The 17,555-nt window shown below is 52.4% G+C and carries 17 protein-coding genes; 3 read left to right on the top strand and 14 right to left on the bottom strand.

All coding sequences use genetic code 11. The annotated features are described in order from the left end of the window. Positions 1–104: 104 nt before the first annotated feature. Both ACWHYD_RS14540 and ACWHYD_RS14535 read right to left on the bottom strand, forming a co-directional pair. Positions 105–560 (bottom strand): Hsp20/alpha crystallin family protein, encoded by a 456-nt coding sequence (locus tag ACWHYD_RS14540; RefSeq protein WP_447962751.1) that lies wholly within the window; start codon positions 558–560, stop codon positions 105–107. Positions 561–798: 238 nt separating this feature from the next. Then, positions 799–1,662, bottom strand: coding sequence for a universal stress protein (locus ACWHYD_RS14535; RefSeq protein ID WP_447962750.1), 864 nt, complete (start codon positions 1,660–1,662; stop codon positions 799–801). Between the two features lie 342 nt (positions 1,663–2,004). Between ACWHYD_RS14535 and ACWHYD_RS14530 the strand changes: the two genes are divergently transcribed. After that, positions 2,005–3,372, top strand: coding sequence for a sigma-54-dependent transcriptional regulator (locus ACWHYD_RS14530; RefSeq protein ID WP_447962749.1), 1,368 nt, complete (start codon positions 2,005–2,007; stop codon positions 3,370–3,372). Positions 3,373–3,529: 157 nt separating this feature from the next. After that, the gene (locus ACWHYD_RS14525) at positions 3,530–5,485 is read left to right on the top strand and encodes a PAS domain-containing sensor histidine kinase (protein ID WP_447962748.1); all 1,956 of its coding nucleotides are present in this window, start codon (positions 3,530–3,532) and stop codon (positions 5,483–5,485) included. A gap of 94 nt (positions 5,486–5,579) precedes the next feature. Here the strand turns inward: ACWHYD_RS14525 and ACWHYD_RS14520 are convergent, their stop codons facing one another. From ACWHYD_RS14520 to atpD, 12 genes are all read right to left on the bottom strand, one after another. Then, on the bottom strand, positions 5,580–6,509 hold the full coding sequence (locus tag ACWHYD_RS14520; protein WP_447962747.1) for a cation diffusion facilitator family transporter: 930 nt from the start codon (positions 6,507–6,509) through the stop codon (positions 5,580–5,582). Positions 6,510–6,513: 4 nt separating this feature from the next. After that, positions 6,514–7,203: a VIT1/CCC1 transporter family protein gene (locus tag ACWHYD_RS14515; protein ID WP_447962746.1), complete on the bottom strand. Its 690-nt coding sequence runs from the start codon at positions 7,201–7,203 to the stop codon at positions 6,514–6,516. Between the two features lie 129 nt (positions 7,204–7,332). Then, positions 7,333–8,202: an ADP-polyphosphate phosphotransferase gene (locus ACWHYD_RS14510; protein WP_447962745.1), complete on the bottom strand. Its 870-nt coding sequence runs from the start codon at positions 8,200–8,202 to the stop codon at positions 7,333–7,335. 997 nt (positions 8,203–9,199) lie between these two features. Next, positions 9,200–10,087: a F0F1 ATP synthase subunit gamma gene (locus tag ACWHYD_RS14505; protein WP_447962744.1), complete on the bottom strand. Its 888-nt coding sequence runs from the start codon at positions 10,085–10,087 to the stop codon at positions 9,200–9,202. Further along, positions 10,084–11,637: an alternate F1F0 ATPase, F1 subunit alpha gene (locus tag ACWHYD_RS14500; protein ID WP_447962743.1), complete on the bottom strand. Its 1,554-nt coding sequence runs from the start codon at positions 11,635–11,637 to the stop codon at positions 10,084–10,086. The genes ACWHYD_RS14505 and ACWHYD_RS14500 overlap by 4 nt, the downstream gene beginning before the upstream one ends. After that, positions 11,630–12,439 carry a F0F1 ATP synthase subunit B family protein gene (locus tag ACWHYD_RS14495; protein WP_447962742.1) on the bottom strand — a complete coding sequence of 270 codons (810 nt, stop codon included), beginning with the start codon at positions 12,437–12,439 and terminating at the stop codon, positions 11,630–11,632. Before ACWHYD_RS14495 ends, ACWHYD_RS14500 begins: the two co-directional genes overlap by 8 nt. A 4-nt stretch (positions 12,440–12,443) precedes the next feature. Beyond that, a complete protein-coding gene (locus tag ACWHYD_RS14490) occupies positions 12,444–12,725 on the bottom strand; it encodes a F0F1 ATP synthase subunit C (protein WP_447962741.1) in 282 nt (93 codons plus the stop codon). A 31-nt stretch (positions 12,726–12,756) separates the two neighbouring features. Beyond that, positions 12,757–13,458 carry a F0F1 ATP synthase subunit A gene (locus ACWHYD_RS14485; RefSeq protein ID WP_447962740.1) on the bottom strand — a complete coding sequence of 234 codons (702 nt, stop codon included), beginning with the start codon at positions 13,456–13,458 and terminating at the stop codon, positions 12,757–12,759. After that, the gene (locus ACWHYD_RS14480) at positions 13,448–13,759 is read right to left on the bottom strand and encodes an N-ATPase subunit AtpR (RefSeq protein ID WP_447962739.1); all 312 of its coding nucleotides are present in this window, start codon (positions 13,757–13,759) and stop codon (positions 13,448–13,450) included. Before ACWHYD_RS14480 ends, ACWHYD_RS14485 begins: the two co-directional genes overlap by 11 nt. Then, positions 13,752–14,090 (bottom strand): AtpZ/AtpI family protein, encoded by a 339-nt coding sequence (locus ACWHYD_RS14475; protein WP_447962738.1) that lies wholly within the window; start codon positions 14,088–14,090, stop codon positions 13,752–13,754. Before ACWHYD_RS14475 ends, ACWHYD_RS14480 begins: the two co-directional genes overlap by 8 nt. Then, complete coding sequence (locus ACWHYD_RS14470; RefSeq protein WP_447962737.1) at positions 14,083–14,487, bottom strand: F0F1 ATP synthase subunit epsilon; 405 nt, start codon at positions 14,485–14,487, stop codon at positions 14,083–14,085. The genes ACWHYD_RS14475 and ACWHYD_RS14470 overlap by 8 nt, the downstream gene beginning before the upstream one ends. Before the next feature lie 37 nt (positions 14,488–14,524). Then, positions 14,525–16,003: a F0F1 ATP synthase subunit beta gene (gene atpD / locus ACWHYD_RS14465; RefSeq protein WP_447962736.1), complete on the bottom strand. Its 1,479-nt coding sequence runs from the start codon at positions 16,001–16,003 to the stop codon at positions 14,525–14,527. Between the two features lie 513 nt (positions 16,004–16,516). Between atpD and ACWHYD_RS14460 the strand changes: the two genes are divergently transcribed. Continuing rightward, a complete protein-coding gene (locus ACWHYD_RS14460) occupies positions 16,517–17,425 on the top strand; it encodes a universal stress protein (protein ID WP_447962735.1) in 909 nt (302 codons plus the stop codon). The last annotated feature ends 130 nt before the right edge of the window (positions 17,426–17,555 follow it).

Genomic DNA, 17,555 nt, shown 5'->3' with positions numbered 1-17,555 from the left:
CTTCTTTTAGAGTTATCTTTTCCACTCACTTTGGGTTGATTGGTCTTATGCCCATCCCGGAAAACCAGGGCTCCCCTTCCAAAGCAGAAGGGGAGCCCGTTTAATCATGAAACCTTCACGGCAATACTTTTTGGTTTTGCCCGGTCGCTTTTCGGTAAATGCACTTGCAAAATACCCTCCTTGAATTCGGCAGAGACTTTCTCCGGGTCCGCATCTTCAGGGATGGTGAAGCTTCGTGAAAAGCTTCCGTAGGCTCGCTCGATCCGATGGTACTTTTTCTCCTTCTCTTCCTTTTCATATTTTCGTTCACCGGAAATGACTAACACATCGTTTTGTACGCCGATTTTAATTTCATCTTTTTTGACCTCGGGAAGCTCGGCTTTCACCACATATTCTTTTTGATCTTCTGTGATATCTACCAGAGGAGCCCATTCGGCGACGCGCAATGCTTCTTGACGTTCCCCTTCTTTTCTGACCGGTGCCCGGCCGAACAAGGTTGAAAGCCGACCTTGTAATTCATCCATTTCCCGAAAAGGATCCCAACGTGTGATGGCACTCATCTCGTAACCTCCTTTTTTATCCTGGAAGAAAATTTTCGATCATACCTAAACCTGATATAAAGCAATGGATATGCCAACAGTTGTATGGGAGAAGCGACTACAGGCTTTCTGCAAAATCCTTCCTTGAATATGCTCTGTCCCATTTCCTTCGTAGCAGTTCGCCTCATTCTGTCTGAACAGCCCTGTAGCAGATGGCATCAATAGGAAAAAGGAAGCCGTTCTTCACGTTTCGGAACGTCTACCGGACAATCAATACGGGGCAGGGAGTCTGGTGTAACACGGCATTCGAAACGCTTCCCATCAAAAATCGCGAGAACCCTTTCCGGTCATGCGTCCCCATCATGATCAAGTCGGATTGGGAAGCCTTGGCCTGTTCGAGGGTGGCATAGGCGGGATCGCCCATCCCGACATGGGCTTGAGAGGCATAGTTCATCCGGGTGAGCCGGTCAGTGATGGTTTTCATGCGTTCCTGGGCTTCTTCTATGGCTTGAGCTTCCAGGGCGTCTGATTGTCCCACCGTGGTTGGCCAGGACAGCTGAGGTTGTGGCCAGACCGCGAACACCTCGACCTCAACCGGTTGTCGAAACGGTTGGAGTGCCAAAAATTGTAGGGCGAGGTCTGCGTCCTCTTGACCTTTAATGGGGAGAAGAATTTTTTGTAAGCGAGTCATGGAGGTTTTCACGATCAAGGTTGGACACGGCGCATGCATCAGAACCCGATGAGACACGCTCCCGAGAATCAGCTTTTTGACGGGGCCAAGACCCCTGGCTCCCAACAGGATCAGATTGGATTGTACTGACTGTGCTGTTTCAATAATCACGTCGACCGGATGTCCGATTTGATGAAGCCGCTGCACATGGGAGAAATCGGCAGGAAGATGTGCTTGGGCCTCATCGAGAATTCCCTCTCCTTCTTTTCGCAATTGGGTTTTGATCTCTTCCTGGGCTTCAGTTCTGAGATCCGGCGTAATCATCGGGTAGTTGAAATCGGGAAGTTGTAGCGCATGGACCAGCGTCAATTCTTCAGGCGGCTTAAAATGTGCAAGAGCTTCAACAGCAAAGGTGGAACAGGTTGAACCATCAATTGGAACGACAATTTTCATGGGATCTCCCTTTTTATAGTTGTACTCCTTGTCATACCTTGTTTAGAGGCAACAAGAGGAATGCCTCTGTGATATCACAAATTCTCCATAGCGATGTAATTTTCCCTGAAGCTTTAGTGCGCAATCAAAATAGGATGAGACGAGTTGGATCATGTGGGGCAAATTGCTACAGTAGCGAAATTCCAAATTGGTGAAAAAGGCTACAGAGAGGAGTGGCTACATTGCCGCCTCTGGTCACCACGGGAGTAGATAGGAGTGTCATCGAAGGGAAATATACCTTATCAGGGTGGACGGAGTCCGTTACCTTTATAAATAGTGGTTAGTTAAAGAAGGAATACTGCAATGATCAACGATTCTCCTGCTATTTTAGTCGTGGATGATGAACCCGAAATGCAGCAATTACTTCGGGACATTCTCGAGGAAGAGCATTATCGAGTCATGGTGGCTTCAGATGGTCACGATGCGCTCAATCGGATGGAAACAGAGAAGTTTCCAGTGGTTTTAACGGATTTACGGATGAAAGGCATGGACGGGCTGGCGTTGCTGGATCATGTCCTGCGAAAGCATCCGGAATCCAATCTCATCATGATGACGGCATTTGGGACCGTGGAATCGGCCGTTGATGCGATGAAACTAGGCGCTTTTGACTATCTCACCAAGCCCATCAAGAGCAATGAATTATCGGTAACGGTGGCGAAGGCGATGCGAGAGGCGCTGCTTCGCCAAGAAGTGAAACAGTTACGACAGCAGGTCAGCCGGGAATTTGGGTTTGGGCAGATTCTCGGGAAAAGTAAACCGATGAAGGAAATTTTTGATCTGATCCGGCGAGTGGCTGATTCACAGACGAATATTTTGATCACGGGAGAAAGCGGGACGGGAAAAGAACTTGTTGCCAAAGCCATTCATTATAATAGTCAGCGCAAGTCTGCTCCCTTTGTTCCGGTGAATTGTGCGGCGATTCCCGAGCTGTTGTTGGAAAGCGAGCTCTTTGGTCATGTGCGCGGAGCTTTTACGGATGCCAAATCGGATAAACCCGGTTTGTTTGAAGAGGCTCACGATGGCACATTGTTTTTGGATGAAATTAGTGAAATGCCCATGATGCTTCAAGCCAAGTTACTTCGTGCGGTACAAGAGCGGGAAATCCGGCGGGTAGGGGCGACTCGCTCCATGGCGATCAATGTCCGGTTAGTGGTCGCCACGAATGTGCAATTGGTTGAGGAGGTCAAGGCCAAGCGGTTTCGGGAGGATTTGTATTATCGTTTGAATGTGATTGAACTGCACTTGCCTCCCCTTCGTGACCGCAAGGAGGATCTACCGATTCTGGTTCAGGGGTTGCTTCAAAAAAGTGTCACTGCGCAGCAAAAACACATTGAAAGTGTCGAAGAGCCGGCCATGGCCCGGCTCATGGATTATCAGTGGCCGGGTAATGTGAGAGAGTTAGAAAATATCCTCGAGCGCGCGGCGACCCTGACGCAAGGGAATAAGATTTGTTTGGATGATCTTCCCTCCAATATTCGGAATATCCAAGGAGATGGACAACTCATTGGGGATGCCGCGGAGCGGCTACTGCCCCTGGAGCAGTTGGAAAAGTCCTACATTCGGCGGGTGTTAGAAAAAATGGGTGGAAATAAATATCAAACGGCGCATGTGCTAGGGATTGATCGAAAGACCTTATATCGCAAGCTGGCTGAAATGGAGGAAGTGGTGTGAACGCCCGAGCAGTCGGATGAATTACGTTGAATCATGCTGCTATCGGAGTGATATGTGCGTATGGAGTCCGGCCCAGGGTGGTTCTTCATCGGTCCCTGTATCATCAATGCAGTAAGTCTTAATTTCCTGTTTGTCAGATTCAACCCCAGGTGAATCCATGAGTCACGAGCCTCCCCCTCAAGACCTTCAGATCGAAGTTCATCTACTCCGACAGGAATTGGCAGAGTTGCGGGCCGTCCAGGCGATGCATCAGGAGGCCAGGAACGGGTTGGAGGCGATTGAGCAGCAACTGGCAGGCATCATCCATTCGGCCATGGATGCCATTATTATCATTGATGACGATCAACGGATTGTCATCTTTAATGCCGCCGCAGAGGGAATTTTTCAGTGTTCGGCTCAAGAGGCACTGGGACATACCCTCGACCAATTTATTCCGCTTCCTTTGCGGTCTGCCCATCGTGAACACATCCGCCGATTTGCCGAGACTGGAGAAACATCCAGACGAATGGGCGCCGAAATGGAAATCTCCGGACTGCGAGGAAATGGCGAGATCTTTCCTTTGGAAGCCTCAATTTCTCAAACTGAACAATCGGGGAAGCGATGGTTGACAGTGATTCTTCGAGATATTTCTCAACGAAAGCAAAACGAAGAGCGGTTGTCCTACCTGGGGAGAATTCTTGAGGAGTCTGTCAATGAAATCTATGTGTTTGATGCCACGACCCTTCGATTTACTCAAGTCAACAAAGGCGCGAGGGAAAATGTCGGATACAGCATGGAAGAATTGAGCGTGATGACACCGCTGGATTTGAAGCCGGACCTTCCGAACGAAAAATTTCTGGAGCTGTTGACTCCTCTCCGGACGGGCCAACGGGAGCAAGTGAATTTTCGGACATCTCATCAGAGAAAAGATCGAACGACGTATCCGGTTGAAGTCCATCTTCAATATTTACAGGAGGAGGGTCGTCGCCTCTTCCTCGCGATTATCATGGATTTGACGGAACGGGTGGCGACCGAACACGAATTACAAGAAGCCCAACGGACCTTATCGACCCTTCTCACGAATCTTCCCGGGATGGTCTATCGATGTCAAAATGATCGAGATTGGACCATGGAGTTCCTCAGTCCGAGTTGTCTAAACCTGACGGGATATTCACCTACTCAAATAATTGAGACTCGACAGGTATCGTATGGCCAACATGTCATGCTCCAAGAAGATCGCGAGCGGGTCTGGCAGCACGTACAGGAGGCTCTCAATGACCATAAGCCGTTTCAGTCCAGCTATCGGATTCGAACAATGGAGGGAACTGTTAAATGGGTGTGGGAACAAGGATGTGGGATTTTTTCCGAAACAGGCGAGATTGTCGGGATTGAAGGGTATGTCGTGGATATTACCCAACAACGCGCATTGGAGGAACAACTGCGAAAAACGGAACGATTGGCGGAGTTGGGCACGTTGGCATCGGGAATGGCACATGAAATCGGTACACCGATGAATGTGATTTTAGGGAGAGCCGAATTGTTAATGCGGAAAGCCCCGGATGAGCCCACCAGGCGGGGTTTGGAAACCATTGTGAACCAGGTGGAACGCATTACAAAAATTATGAATCAATTATTAAGTTTTGCCCGAAAACGTCCGGCTGAACGTCAGGGTGTCAACTTAGATGCCGTGATGATTGATGTGCTGGATGTGCTGCAGGAGAGGTTGGGTACACAGCATATTCAGATCATCAAGACTGTGGCACCCCACTTGCCGACGGTGTTGGCGGATCCCGGTCACATGAACCAGGTGTTTTTAAATCTTATTTTAAATGCCTGCCAGGCGATGCCTAATGGAGGTACTCTGAGCCTGACCCTCCAACCAACCGGTGATACCGTGGAACTCACCGTGCAGGATACCGGGAGTGGGATTCCTCAGGAGCAACTCTCAAAGATTTTTGATCCGTTTTTTTCCACCAAGGCCGTGGGGGAGGGGACCGGCTTAGGGCTCACCGTGGTTCATGGCATTCTCCAGGAACATCAAGGTGCCATCCGTGTAACGAGTGTGCCCGGCCAGGGGACGACCTTTATCGTTTCCCTGCCCATTCATTCTCAAGAGGTAAGGCGTGAGGGGTAGGTCGAGCATGAGTCTAAGTTTAATCTGCTGAATGCTTCATTTTCCCTTTTTCTCCTTACTGCTTACTCCTCACAATTTCCCATCCCGATTCCAATCACCTTCGTTCGTGTCCTTCCGGTTCGATGTGGACGACCACATCCTCCAGGGGTTCAAACATCTCAATGAGTTGCTCCTCAATTTGAGTTGCGAGCGAGTGCGATTTTTTGACGGTGAGATTGGCATCTACGTGAACCGAGAGATCCATGAACACATGGTGGGACAGTCCGCGTGTCCTAATATCATGACAGTCCCGGACGCCGGCGATTGACATCACCACTTTTCGAACTTCTTCAGGGTCCAAGCGATTGGCATCGGTCAAGGAAGACAAAACGTCCTTGAGTACGATAAATGCGGTCCAGGCGATCACGGCAGCAATCAGGACCGCTACCAACGGATCAACGAAGGCATATCCGACTTTCACAGCCAGGAGCCCTACGAGGACTGAACATGATGTGAGGACATCACTGGCCGTGTGATAGGAGTCGGCTGTGAGAATGTCGCTTTTCAGTTCGGTACCCTTTTGCCGTTCCCATCGAGTTACAAAGATATTGACACCCATGGTCATGATCATGATCAAGAAACTGAAGCCGGTGACCTGAGGGTGCAGGTCCAGTGTCCAAGACTGATAGGCTTTCCAAAGAAGATATACACATGTCATGACCAGGAATCCTCCAATGGCCCCGGCGGTCAAGGCTTCAAATTTTTTATGACCATAGGGATGGTTGGCATCGGGAGGAGGGGCGGTCAGCCAGAGCCCGATCAATCCAATGACATTTGAGAAGCCATCGAATGTTGAATGAAAACCATCCGCCTGCATACCCAATGAGTCCGTCACAACGCCATAGCCCCACTTGGCTGCGGCGACAGCCAGGTTCAAAACCAGAATCCAACAGAGAATCCGGCGAATTTTTCGAAGACGGCTCATGCTTGGTGTAAAGGAATCAAGAAGAAGTATGCCCGGGTCTTTGTTCGTGTTCGCATGCACTCATTTATCCCGCTGCACCGAAGAGGGTGCCAACCCCTGCGGTCAGTCCCATGGCCAGTGCACCCCATAATGTGACGCGCATGGCGCCCGTCATTACCGACGCACCCCCTGCCCCTGCGGCTAACGCTCCTAATCCCGCGAGAAACACCAGTGAGGTTCCGGAAACCACGGGAATCAGGCTGGCCTCCGGGGTGATGGTCGCGGTCAGAAGAGGCAGGGCGGCTCCGAAAGCGAAGCTTCCGGCCGAGGCCATGGCCGCCTGAATCGGACGCGCACGGAGGTTTTCGGAAATGCCGAGTTCGTCACGTGCATGCGCTCCAATAGCATCATGGGCCATGAGTTGCGCGGCGACCTCTTTCGCCATTGCTGGATCGAGGCCACGCTCAATATAAAGAGCGGCGAGTTCCTTATGCTCACCGGAAGGATCCGATTGGAGTTCCGTATGCTCAAGGGCAAGGTCGGCTTTTTCGGTGTCGGCCTGTGATTGGACAGAAACATACTCACCGGCAGCCATCGACATGGCTCCCGCGACCAGGCCGGCTACTCCCGCGATCAAGACATCGCTGTGAGTGGCATGTGCCGACGAAACACCGAGGAGTAGACTGGCTGTCGATACGATCCCGTCGTTGGCGCCCAAAACTGCTGCCCGGAGCCATCCGATGCGATCAGTCCTATGGCGTTCACTATGTCGCATTCGTATGTGTCTATTTTCCACTAAGTGCAGGGGCTCACTACCAAAACCGGACTTCTCAAGATTTGTTTACTCAGGGAACGCGACTGTTGAATCCTCATGCTCTGCCTCCCTCCTTTCGACCTTCTGGTCTTATTTCGCCAGGCGTTTACGGATTGACTGCAATTCTTTCTGGCGGGCCTTGGTCGTAATCGGGTAACTCATGTCGAGACTTTTTAATGTTTCGACAATTACATCAGAAATGATGAGCCTGGCGTTCTTTTTATCATCCGCAGGCACGACATACCAGGGAGCGGTTTCTGTACTTGTGGCACTCAAACAGGCCTCATAGGCCTGCATATACTCTTTCCAATACTTTCGCTCCTTAATGTCGGCCAGGCTGAATTTCCAGTTCTTTTCCGGTTCATCAATGCGTTGAAGGAAGCGTTTTCGTTGTTCGTCCTCGGACAGGTGAAGAAAGAATTTGATTATCCGCGTGCCATTGCGGTGAAGATGGCTCTCCAGGTCGATGATGGATCGGTACCGATTTTGCCAAAGAGACTTTTCATCAAGTAATTCGTCCGGTAGCCCTTGGCTCAGAAGAATCTCCGGATGAACTCGCACGATGAGGACTTCCTCGTAATACGAACGATTGAAAATGCCGATGCGTCCGCGTTCAGGCAGAGATTGCGTGGTGCGCCACAGAAAATCATGGTCCAGTTCCGTTGCGCTGGGATGCTTGAAGCTAAATACCTGGCAACCTTGTGGGTTCACTCCGGACATGACGTGCCGGATAGCGCCGTCCTTGCCTGCGGCGTCCATGGCCTGAAAGATCAGCAGCAACGCATAGCGGTTCGATGCATAGAGGAGACGTTGCAGGTCGCGGAGTTCTTCAATATGTTTCTCAAGAACCTGCTTGTATTGTTTTTTCGAGTTATAGATATCCTTTACCCTGGTTGGCCTTTTGCCGAGGTCGACCCTTGTGCCTTCATCTACTCGGAAACCGTTGGTCTGAATGTTCATGGTTGTTCTTCTTTCATAGTTCGATGCGTGGTTCACTGTGATGTTCTGTGTTGCCGGGTTTCGCCACGCCAGGCGAGGCCCTTTTGTTCCGGCAAAAGGCCTAAAAACCATTGACGCCCCTCCTAGCCTTATTAGAAGGGACGGATGCAAGCCTGCGGAGGGCGGTCCAATTCGCGGAGCCTGTCATGAGTTTTATCAAAAGGCTTACACAAGGTCCGCTAGCGGATGAGAGCGTCCTTCCCTTGGGCCAGACGGCAGGCGTCGGACCATGAGAGACAAATCTTCCAGGGACAAACATGCAAGAGCGAGGAGTCATATATTCCTGTATGATTCCATTTTCCCCATTTCCCAGAATCTCGGAGGGGTTAGTGGGTCTTGTCTGCTCTGAACCGTGATTTATTACCCAAGTAAATGTATAGGTGGCCAATTAGCTTCTTTTCCCGAACTTGTGCACACGCGAATCCAGACGCTTGGTTGCTCTCACATTGCCCGCTTCATGAGAATTTAATATGGGGGCATACTCACCACCGTTTGGCAGGTAGCTCCAATGACTCGTCATCTTGAACAACCCGCTTCACTAGTCTCCCCATAGCTATTGATAGGAATTTTGCACAGAGCCTTGAATAGAATCCAATTCTAGCGGTAAAAGTGTTCGTAGATCTGCTTCGTCGTTTAGTATTTCATATCCCTTTTGTTGCAGGTTGATAAATCTAGTCGAATACGGGGTTAATATGGGTGGGCTTTTTTGATGCACTAGTGTCTGGCCGAAAGAACTCACCGCCTTCCAACCATTCCGAAATTTAATTGGATTTTTTAGGAATCGGCGACGTAAGTCAAGGTGAATTTGGTGTCGTCAAAACTTACAGACTTCTTGCCGGCGGCTTGTGGAGATCAGCCGTTGTGCCTTCCTCCACCAAAAAATTTTGAAATGCATATTCATCGTTGTCCTTCTTTTGTGAGTCGTCGGGTGATGGGCCAAGAGGGGATAAGAGATTCTTCATTCTTTGGACAGTGCCTCAAAGCCGGAGATGACGTCAAAGAGTTCCTCGTCGATGCCGCTTTGGCGCAATTGATGAAAGTGCCTGTTGAGGTCCTCCAGGAGTTCGTCGATGTTTTTCTCGGCGCGTTGCATGGCGGTCAGTCGGCTGGCGTTTTCACTGGCAAGAGATTCGGCGCAGGCCCGGAAGAGCGAGACGAAGAGATACTCATGAATGAGCGCTCTCAGGGTTGATTCTGTGTTCCCGATGACCTCAGGCAAATTCTCTGTCGGCCATGGGAGTATGGCCAGCTTCCTTCGCCAGGTTTCGTCCAGTGGCAATAGCCGTTGATTAACCGGCACATATACCGTTCTCGATGTGGGGCGGTTATAGAAGAGGTGGATTTCGGTTATTTCCCCACGACTACGACGGGTTTCGCTTTCCAGAAGAATCTGTGTGACAAGAGGAGTGATGGCCTTGACGGAATTCGGGACGGAAAAGAGTCCTATCATTTGCAGCCCCGCATCAGTCAGACGGGCTTGCACCCGCTCCCCGACGGCCCATACCCTGGGGCGACCGGACAGAGCGGCTAGTGTCTTGACCGTGTAATCGGCGACCACCTCATTAAACTGGCCCACCAGTCCTTGGTCGGACCCGAACACGATCGCGCCAATCGCTCCTGCATCGGTTTGCCTGTTCTGTTCTCCCGTTACCGCCCTCAGCGAGTCTTCCCGGAAACAGACGCTTAATCCCAGCTCCACCGTGCGAGCATAGTCGGCCAAGGCGCTCACCGATTGCTCATATTGTCCAATATTCGAGGCGGCCAAGGCCTTCATTGTGCGAACGACGGATTGGAGATCCCCGGCTCCGCCGATCTTTCGGCGCAGACCCACCATGGTGTCGCTCATGCCTTCTCCTTGAAATCCCGTATGGGCTGAAAGCATCCCAGTGCTTGACGGGCGATCCGAATAATCGTTTCACGATCTTCAGTATTCAATTTGTCTGGGCCTTCCAATCGTTTGCGCATCTCCAACGGGATTTCGAGGGATGCTTTGAGTAGCATCTGTTCGGCCTTCCTCATCTGGTCAAGCGGCACAGGGTCGAAGAGTTTTTCGGTTAACGCCAGGAGCAGGGCGATTTGAGCGGGGACGGAGACCGGGGCAAATTCCGGCTGCTTGAGGCAGGCACGGATTCGCCGTCCGTGGTCGATGATGGCGCGGGTGTCGTCATCCAGTCTGGCGCCGAACCTGGCGAAGGTTTCCAGTTCTTCAAACTGGGCATAGGCCAACTTGAGATTTCCTGCTACTGTCCGGTAGGCCGCCCGTTGGGCCTTCCCTCCAACGCGGGAAACGGATCGACCGACATCAATCGCAGGCAGCACTCCTAATTCGAACAGGGAGGGCGAGAGATAAATTTGACCATCCGTGATGGAAATCAGGTTGGTCGGAATATAGGCCGAGATGTTCTGTGCTTCGGTTTCGATGATGGGAAGCGCGGTCAGGGATCCACCACCCAGGTCTTGGCGCAGATGTGTGGCGCGCTCTAGAAGTCGCGAGTGGATGTAAAAGATGTCGCCGGGAAATGCTTCTCGACCGGGCGGGCGGCGCAGGAGCAGAGACAGCTCACGATAGGCGCGGGCGTGATGTGTCAGGTCGTCATAGACAATGAGCACATCACGACCCTGTTCCATGAAATGCTCGGCAATGCCGGTTGCGGCGTACGGCGCGATATAGGCAAGTCCGGGCGGGTCGTTGCCTTCGGTGACGACGACGATGGTGTTTTTCATCGCGCCTTGTTCCCGGAGGGTGGCCACCACTTTGGCCACGCCGGATGCGCGTTGGCCGATGGCGCAATACACGCACAGCACATTCTGATCCCGCTGGTTGAGAATGGTGTCGAGGGCGATGGCAGTCTTGCCCGTTTGCCGGTCGCCGAGAATCAATTCACGCTGGCCTCGTCCGATCGGGATGAGCGCATCAATGACCTTGATCCCGGTTTGCAACGGCACCGTGACGGGTGCACGATTCATGATGGGCGGTGCCGGACGTTCGATGGGCAGGCGATCGCTGGAGACTACCGGTCCGCGGCCATCCAGGGGTCGCCCCAATGGGTTGATGACTCGCCCGATTAATCCGTCGCCTACAGGCACGTCCATGACGTGTCCCCTACGCTCGACTTCATCACCTACATGCAACTGCCAGTAGTCCCCAAGGAGCACGACGCCGATTTCGTCTTCATCAACGTTGAAGGCGATGCCATACACCTCACCGGGAAACTTCAACACCTCCTCAAAACCCACCCCCGGAAGGCCTGATACCCTGGCGATGCCGGTGGAGACGTTTGTAATTCTGCCAATTTCGTGAGCCGTCATCCCGGGCGCGAAGCCTTCGCGTGCCTGGATCATGCCGGTAAATGTGTTGTCGAAAAGACGGTGCAGGTTTTCGAATGGGTTATCCATTGGCCTGTTGTTCGGGATCTGCTATGGCTTTGGTTTCCGTTTTGGGAGGCACCTTCAGAAGGTCGTCGACGTGTTTGTGAAGCGACCCGAGATAATGTCCGATGCTCCAGGCAATCTTGTGTCCATTTGCCGTGAGTTCGATGCCGCTGACCAGGTTCGGGGTTGTCTCAAACTGGATCTGGGTATGAATGGCAAGCACGTCCTTGACCGCCCTTTCAATTGCCATACGCTGAGTCGGAGCCAGGTGGAAGGTGCTGCGTACGATTGCGGGAGTGGACGCGGCCTTGAAGGCCGACTCCAGCTCCCCTCTTTGCACACTATCAAGTTTGTGCAATCGGCGAATGAAGGCGTCGGTCATCTGTTCTTCCAGGTTCGTGGTGGCGAGGTCCGCCAATGTTTTTCGGGCGATGGCAAAGACTTCCTCTCTGGTTCGACGGCTGAGTTCTTCACTCAAGCTCTGTTGTTCGCTTCTCAACGTCTCTTGCCACTTGGTGCGCAAGGCGTCCGACTCCTTCCTCGCTTCATTGAGGAGCCGCTGACGTTCGGCTGCGGCCTCGGCCGTCGCGTTGTTCAACAGGGCAGCCCGCCGCTGGTCGAACTCCTCGTTTCTACGTTGGAACTCGTCGCGTTCATGTTGGGCATCGGCTTTTTTCGCATCGGCGTCTGCGAGTTCATCAGCGATCCGTTTCTCCCTCGCGTCAAGAGCATTGAGGATGGGTTTGTACAGGAATCGCTTTAATAACCATACGAGTATAAGAAAGTTGAGTGTTTGTGCGACAACCGTGAACCAGTCGATTAGCATGGTTTCACTTTCCTGTGGCCTGGGAGAGCACGTGGTTCCAGAATGGATTGGCGAAGATCAGAATCATTGAGACCACGAAGCAGTAAATGGCCGTGGATTCGATCATCGCCAGGCCCACAAAGAGCGTTCGGGTAATCGTGTTTGCGGCATCGGGCTGCTGGGCCAGAGAAGACAGGGCGGTTGATATCGCCCTTCCTTCCCCTAGTGCGGGTCCAATGCAGCCGACACCGGTAGTGAGGCCGGCTGTGACAATGGATGCCACCGCGATAAGAGTCATGCTGTCCATAATGTCTCCTTTGGTTGTTGTGGCGTGTGGGTCACTCTTTCCCTCCAGATTCGGGTTGAGGTTCACGTTGACGCGTTCGTGTTGCGGCCGCAATGTAGACCGTGGCCAGGATACTGAAGATATAGGCCTGGACCATGCCGGTGAGCAGACCGAGCAGGCTCATGACGATCGGGAAGATGAAAGGCGTGATGGTCAGTAGAATGGCGACGATCATGGCTCCGCTCATCATATTGCCGAACAAACGAACGGCCAGGGCCAGCGTGCGGGAAAATTCGCTGATAATGTGAAACGGCAACATGATGATGGTTGGTTTCAGGTAGGACTTGAGATATCCGCCGACTCCCTGCTCTTCAATGCCGAAAAGGGGGACGGCCACAAAGACACACAACGCAAGAGCCACTGTGGTCGAGAGGGACCCTGTCGGAGGCTCGTACCCGGGAATGATCGTACAGAGGCTGGCAATGGCGACGAACAGAAAAATTGTTCCCAGAAAGCTGAGGTACTTCCGTGGCTGACTCAGGCCCACCTCTTCAATTTGGTTCTCGATGGCCGTGACGATGATTTCCAGAAGATTCTGCCAACGCGACCGTGTCAGGCCGGTGGACAGGTGCCGCGTCATGACTGTTGATCCGATAGCCAACAGGAGCATCAATCCCCACGTGAATGCAATGGTGGCATTCAACTTGATGAACCCGTATTGCCAGAAAAGGATGTCGTCCGGGCTAAGGCGCATGGCTGGGCTCCTGTGCCGGCCTGTTTGGGTTATCCGCTAGGCCGGTAAATCGCGTGACGATCGGACGTGCAATAGTAAATCCAACCAGGCACACCAGCAGCCTCTCCCATTGGCCGTTCGAGACCACATAGAAACCGGCCAAGGTCAGGCAGGTTCGTAGCAGCAGGCTGCCGATGAACCAAAAGGCCGGTTGTCTGGATGATAGCCCTTTCCGAATCGTCCACCATAGGCCACCAAAAAACATCGCACCGAGCAATATTCCCGTGACCAGCGCAGGCATGATCATAAAAATTTCATTCATCGTGATTCTCCTGTTCGGCTCGTATTTCCTGGTCTTCCCTGGTCACCCAATGCCACGCATTCACACAGCCGATGATTAAGCCGATGAAGAGCAGGGTGAGCGTCCATGAATGGGGTCCGGGATACCGTTTGTCCAGCCAGAGACCCAGCGATGCACCCAGTAGTGTTGGAATCGCCACCGACCAACCGATCAGCCCCATCATCCCCAACCCAAACCAGATGGTCCGCGTCGTGTGTCGTTGCGCCTTCAGTTTGCGCGCAGCCTTGATGCCGACCTGTCGTGTAAAAGTCGTCTCTTCCCCGAGAGGCTTCTTTTCCGGGTCATCAGTCATGGCGAAAATCCGCGAAGCGGCGCACAAAGCTACTTTCAAGCTTGGCCATCACCGAGCGGAGGCTCTGCTCCTGTTCGTCCAGGGTCAAAAATTCACGTTCCACAGCCTCGCGCAATTGATGGAGATCGGTTCCTGCAATGGCGTTGCGCACGGAAACCAGAACATTGGGGCCGCTTTTGACCAGCACCCCTTCATCGAGTGCCACATATTTCTCATCCTCTCCGTCTGTTTTGTAGATCAGAATTCCCGGCACGAACGCAGCCACGCAGTCAAGCCGTTGCGGTAAAATGCCAAACGATCCCTGACGGGTCTCTGCGACAATACGCGTCACCGCGTTCTGTTCGGCGAAGATCCTGAACGGTAGAAGAATTTTCAAGGTCATGAGCGCCGGTTGCATGGTTGACCTTTGGTTGCAATTTGGACGATGGCTTCGATTACCGTTCGGACTTCCCGTTGGAGTTCGGGTCGCCCGTGGATGTGTTGTTCGACTTCTGTTCGCCTTGAGCTGCGGGGTTACCCGATTTTGCTTTTTCCCGTGCTTGGTCAATGGCTCCAATCATGTATAGGGCATGCTCCGGATAATCCTTGAACTCGTCCCGTAGGATGCGTTCACACCCGTCCAGGGCGTCCTTGCGGCTGACGAGTTGTCCTTTGAGGCCTGAAAACTGTTCCGTCGTGAAAAACGGCTGAGTGAGAAACCGCTCAAGCCGTCGGGCGCGAGCGACAACCTTCCGGTCCTCCAGGGACAGTTGTTCCAAGCCAAGCATCGCGATGATGTCCTTGAGTTCTGCATATTGCGCGAGTGTCCGCCTGACTTCCTGCGCGATGCGGTAATGCCGTTCATCAATCGTGCCCGGCGTGGCCATTTTTGAATTCGACTGCAAGGGATCGATGGCCGGGTAGAGTCCCTCACTGGCCCGTTTGCGGGACAGCACGATGGAGGCGGAAAGATGCGAGAAGGTGTGCACGGCGGCCGGATCGGTGAAATCGTCTGCCGGCACATACACGGCTTGAATCGACGTGATGGCCCCGGTATCGGTGTTGGCGATGCGTTCCTCCAACCGGGACAATTCGGTCCCCATCGTCGGCTGATAACCCAGGCGTGATGGCATCTGCCCCATCAGCCCTGAAACCTCCGAACCGGCCTGGATGAAACGAAAGATGTTATCGATGAGCAGAAGCACATCCCGATGCTCGTCGTCACGAAAATATTCTGCCATGGTCAGCGCCGCGTGCCCCACACGGAAGCGGCTGCCCGGCGGTTCATTCATCTGCCCGAACACCATGACCATGTTCGATAGTACACCGGCTTCCTTCATTTCCCGGTAGAGTTCTTCTCCTTCACGACAGCGTTCGCCGATCCCGCAAAAAATGCTGACCCCCTGGTGATGCCCGATCATATTGTGAATCATTTCGGTGAGCAGGACGGTCTTGCCCACGCCTGCTCCACCAAACAGCCCGGCCTTGCCTCCGTGCTCCAGAGGCAACAGCACATCAATGATTTTGATGCCTGTCTCGAAGATCTCGGATTTGGTGGAACGCCGGGCTAACGACGGCGGGGCTCGATGGACGGAGCGATATTGAATCTTTGTTGGTGCCGGTTCCCGGTCGATGGAATTTCCAAATACGTCGAACATGCGGGAGAGAATGCCTTTCCCGACCGGGGCCATCAGCGGTCCGCCGGTGTCTTCCACGACCATGCCGCGGGCGAGGCCTTGTGTGGGCGTCAGTGCAATTCCGCGCACGCAATGTATGTCGAGTTGGGCTAACACCTCAATGGCGATTCCTCCATCCTGTCCTGTGCGCAACAACGAGTAAATGGGCGGTAAATGGTCCTCGAACCGGATATCCACCACGCTGCCGCGAACCGAGACAACCGCGCCGAGATTCGAGTGATTGAGGTCAGGAGCCATGTAAAGATTCCTGGGATGGTATATGGCTTTGAATCAGGAGGTTGAGACTCATGACATGCGCCACTTTACAGTCCAAACCACCAAATCTGCCGTCCTGAAAAATTTGGGATACGGATTCCGGCAACGCTAACAATCAGTGAGAAAAGGACTGATGATCATAATATTCATAAGAGAACTCAGCAAAGAAAATGCCAGACCATGTTCCTTCCCTGAGTGCCAGGTTTGAGTGACACTCGGACCAGATAATGTGTTGGCCCGTGATCAATTGTTCTCGGGGAAAAAGAGGAAAAAGGCTACAGTGTGATGAAGGAGAATAGTCCCAAAAAAGGGCATGTGGGGATGAAGTGAACGGGCTCTACGTTTTTTTTTCGTGAAAATTCCAAATTCTGAATAAAAAAATTTTTGTTGAAAAATATTCAACTTGGCAGGATTCCTGCGAGTGAAGTGTATGTCGTCATGAACAATGGAATTGTGTGATGTGTTCTGTATAAATGGGATTGGGGAGATGTACCAATGAAAATTCTGTGTGCCGTTGATGGGTCGGAGTTTTCTCTCTGGGCTCTTGAATGTGTGGGGAAATTGTTTCGCCATTCGGTAAAAGAATTGATCCTGTTGCATGCGGTTGATCCACGGATATTGAGAGGTGGTGGGGGAAAGCGACCTAAAATGGATGAGTCAGGCACCAAAGATATTTCCCAAAAGCTGGAGGCAGCGGGTCAGAAGGTCTTGACTGATTGTGCCCATCGAATGGAAATGGTGTTAAGCCAAGCTACCACCAAGCCGTTTGCGGCGATTAAGACGGCCTTGGTGAAAGGCCATGCGGCTGATTCCATTATTTCCTATGCCGAGCGAAGCCTCCCTGATTTGGTGGTTGTGGGATCACGCGGAATGAACGATCTCCCGGGATATTTACTTGGGAGTATTTCGAGAACGGTTTTGACCCACGGCCCCTGCTCGGTCTTGACGGTCAAGAGTCCACTCGACGTGCCGGCTTCCGTCTTACTCGCCCTGGATGGGTCCAAGCCATCAAAGTTTGCGGCGAACTGGGTGAAAGAATGGCTGTCTCCTGAAGAGGTGACCCTTCACCTGGTGTCGGTTGTGCCCGATATTCTGACGAATGCGTCCAAGAAGATGTTTCCGAAATCACGACTCAAATCCCTGGTGGCTCCCCTTCGACAGCATGCTCAGGAATGCCTTGAGGAGTATCGAAAATTGTTTCTCAAGGAAGGGTTTCAAGTGGTGGGAGAACGTCTTCAGGGGAATCCACGGGAGAAAATCGTCGAATCGGTTCCAAAATGTCATACGCAATTGGTGGTCATGGGATCCAAGGGGCTCACTGGTGTTGAACGGTTTACCATGGGAAGTGTTTCGGAATGGGTGAGCGCCTATGCGCCCTCCTCCGTGCTGGTCGTTCGGCATTAGAACACATTGTAAAAGGCGAAGGCTTTGCCTGCTGTTATGCGTAATCTTTATATGAAGATCGGGCACTACACGACTTAAAGGAGGGGAATTGTTGAACACAAGTAAGACAGGACGATCGCAGGGAAATTCT

This window comes from Nitrospira sp. Ecomares 2.1 (assembly GCF_965152585.1).
Note: the sequence above shows the minus strand (reverse complement) of the source record. Positions and strands in the feature narration are given on the sequence as shown.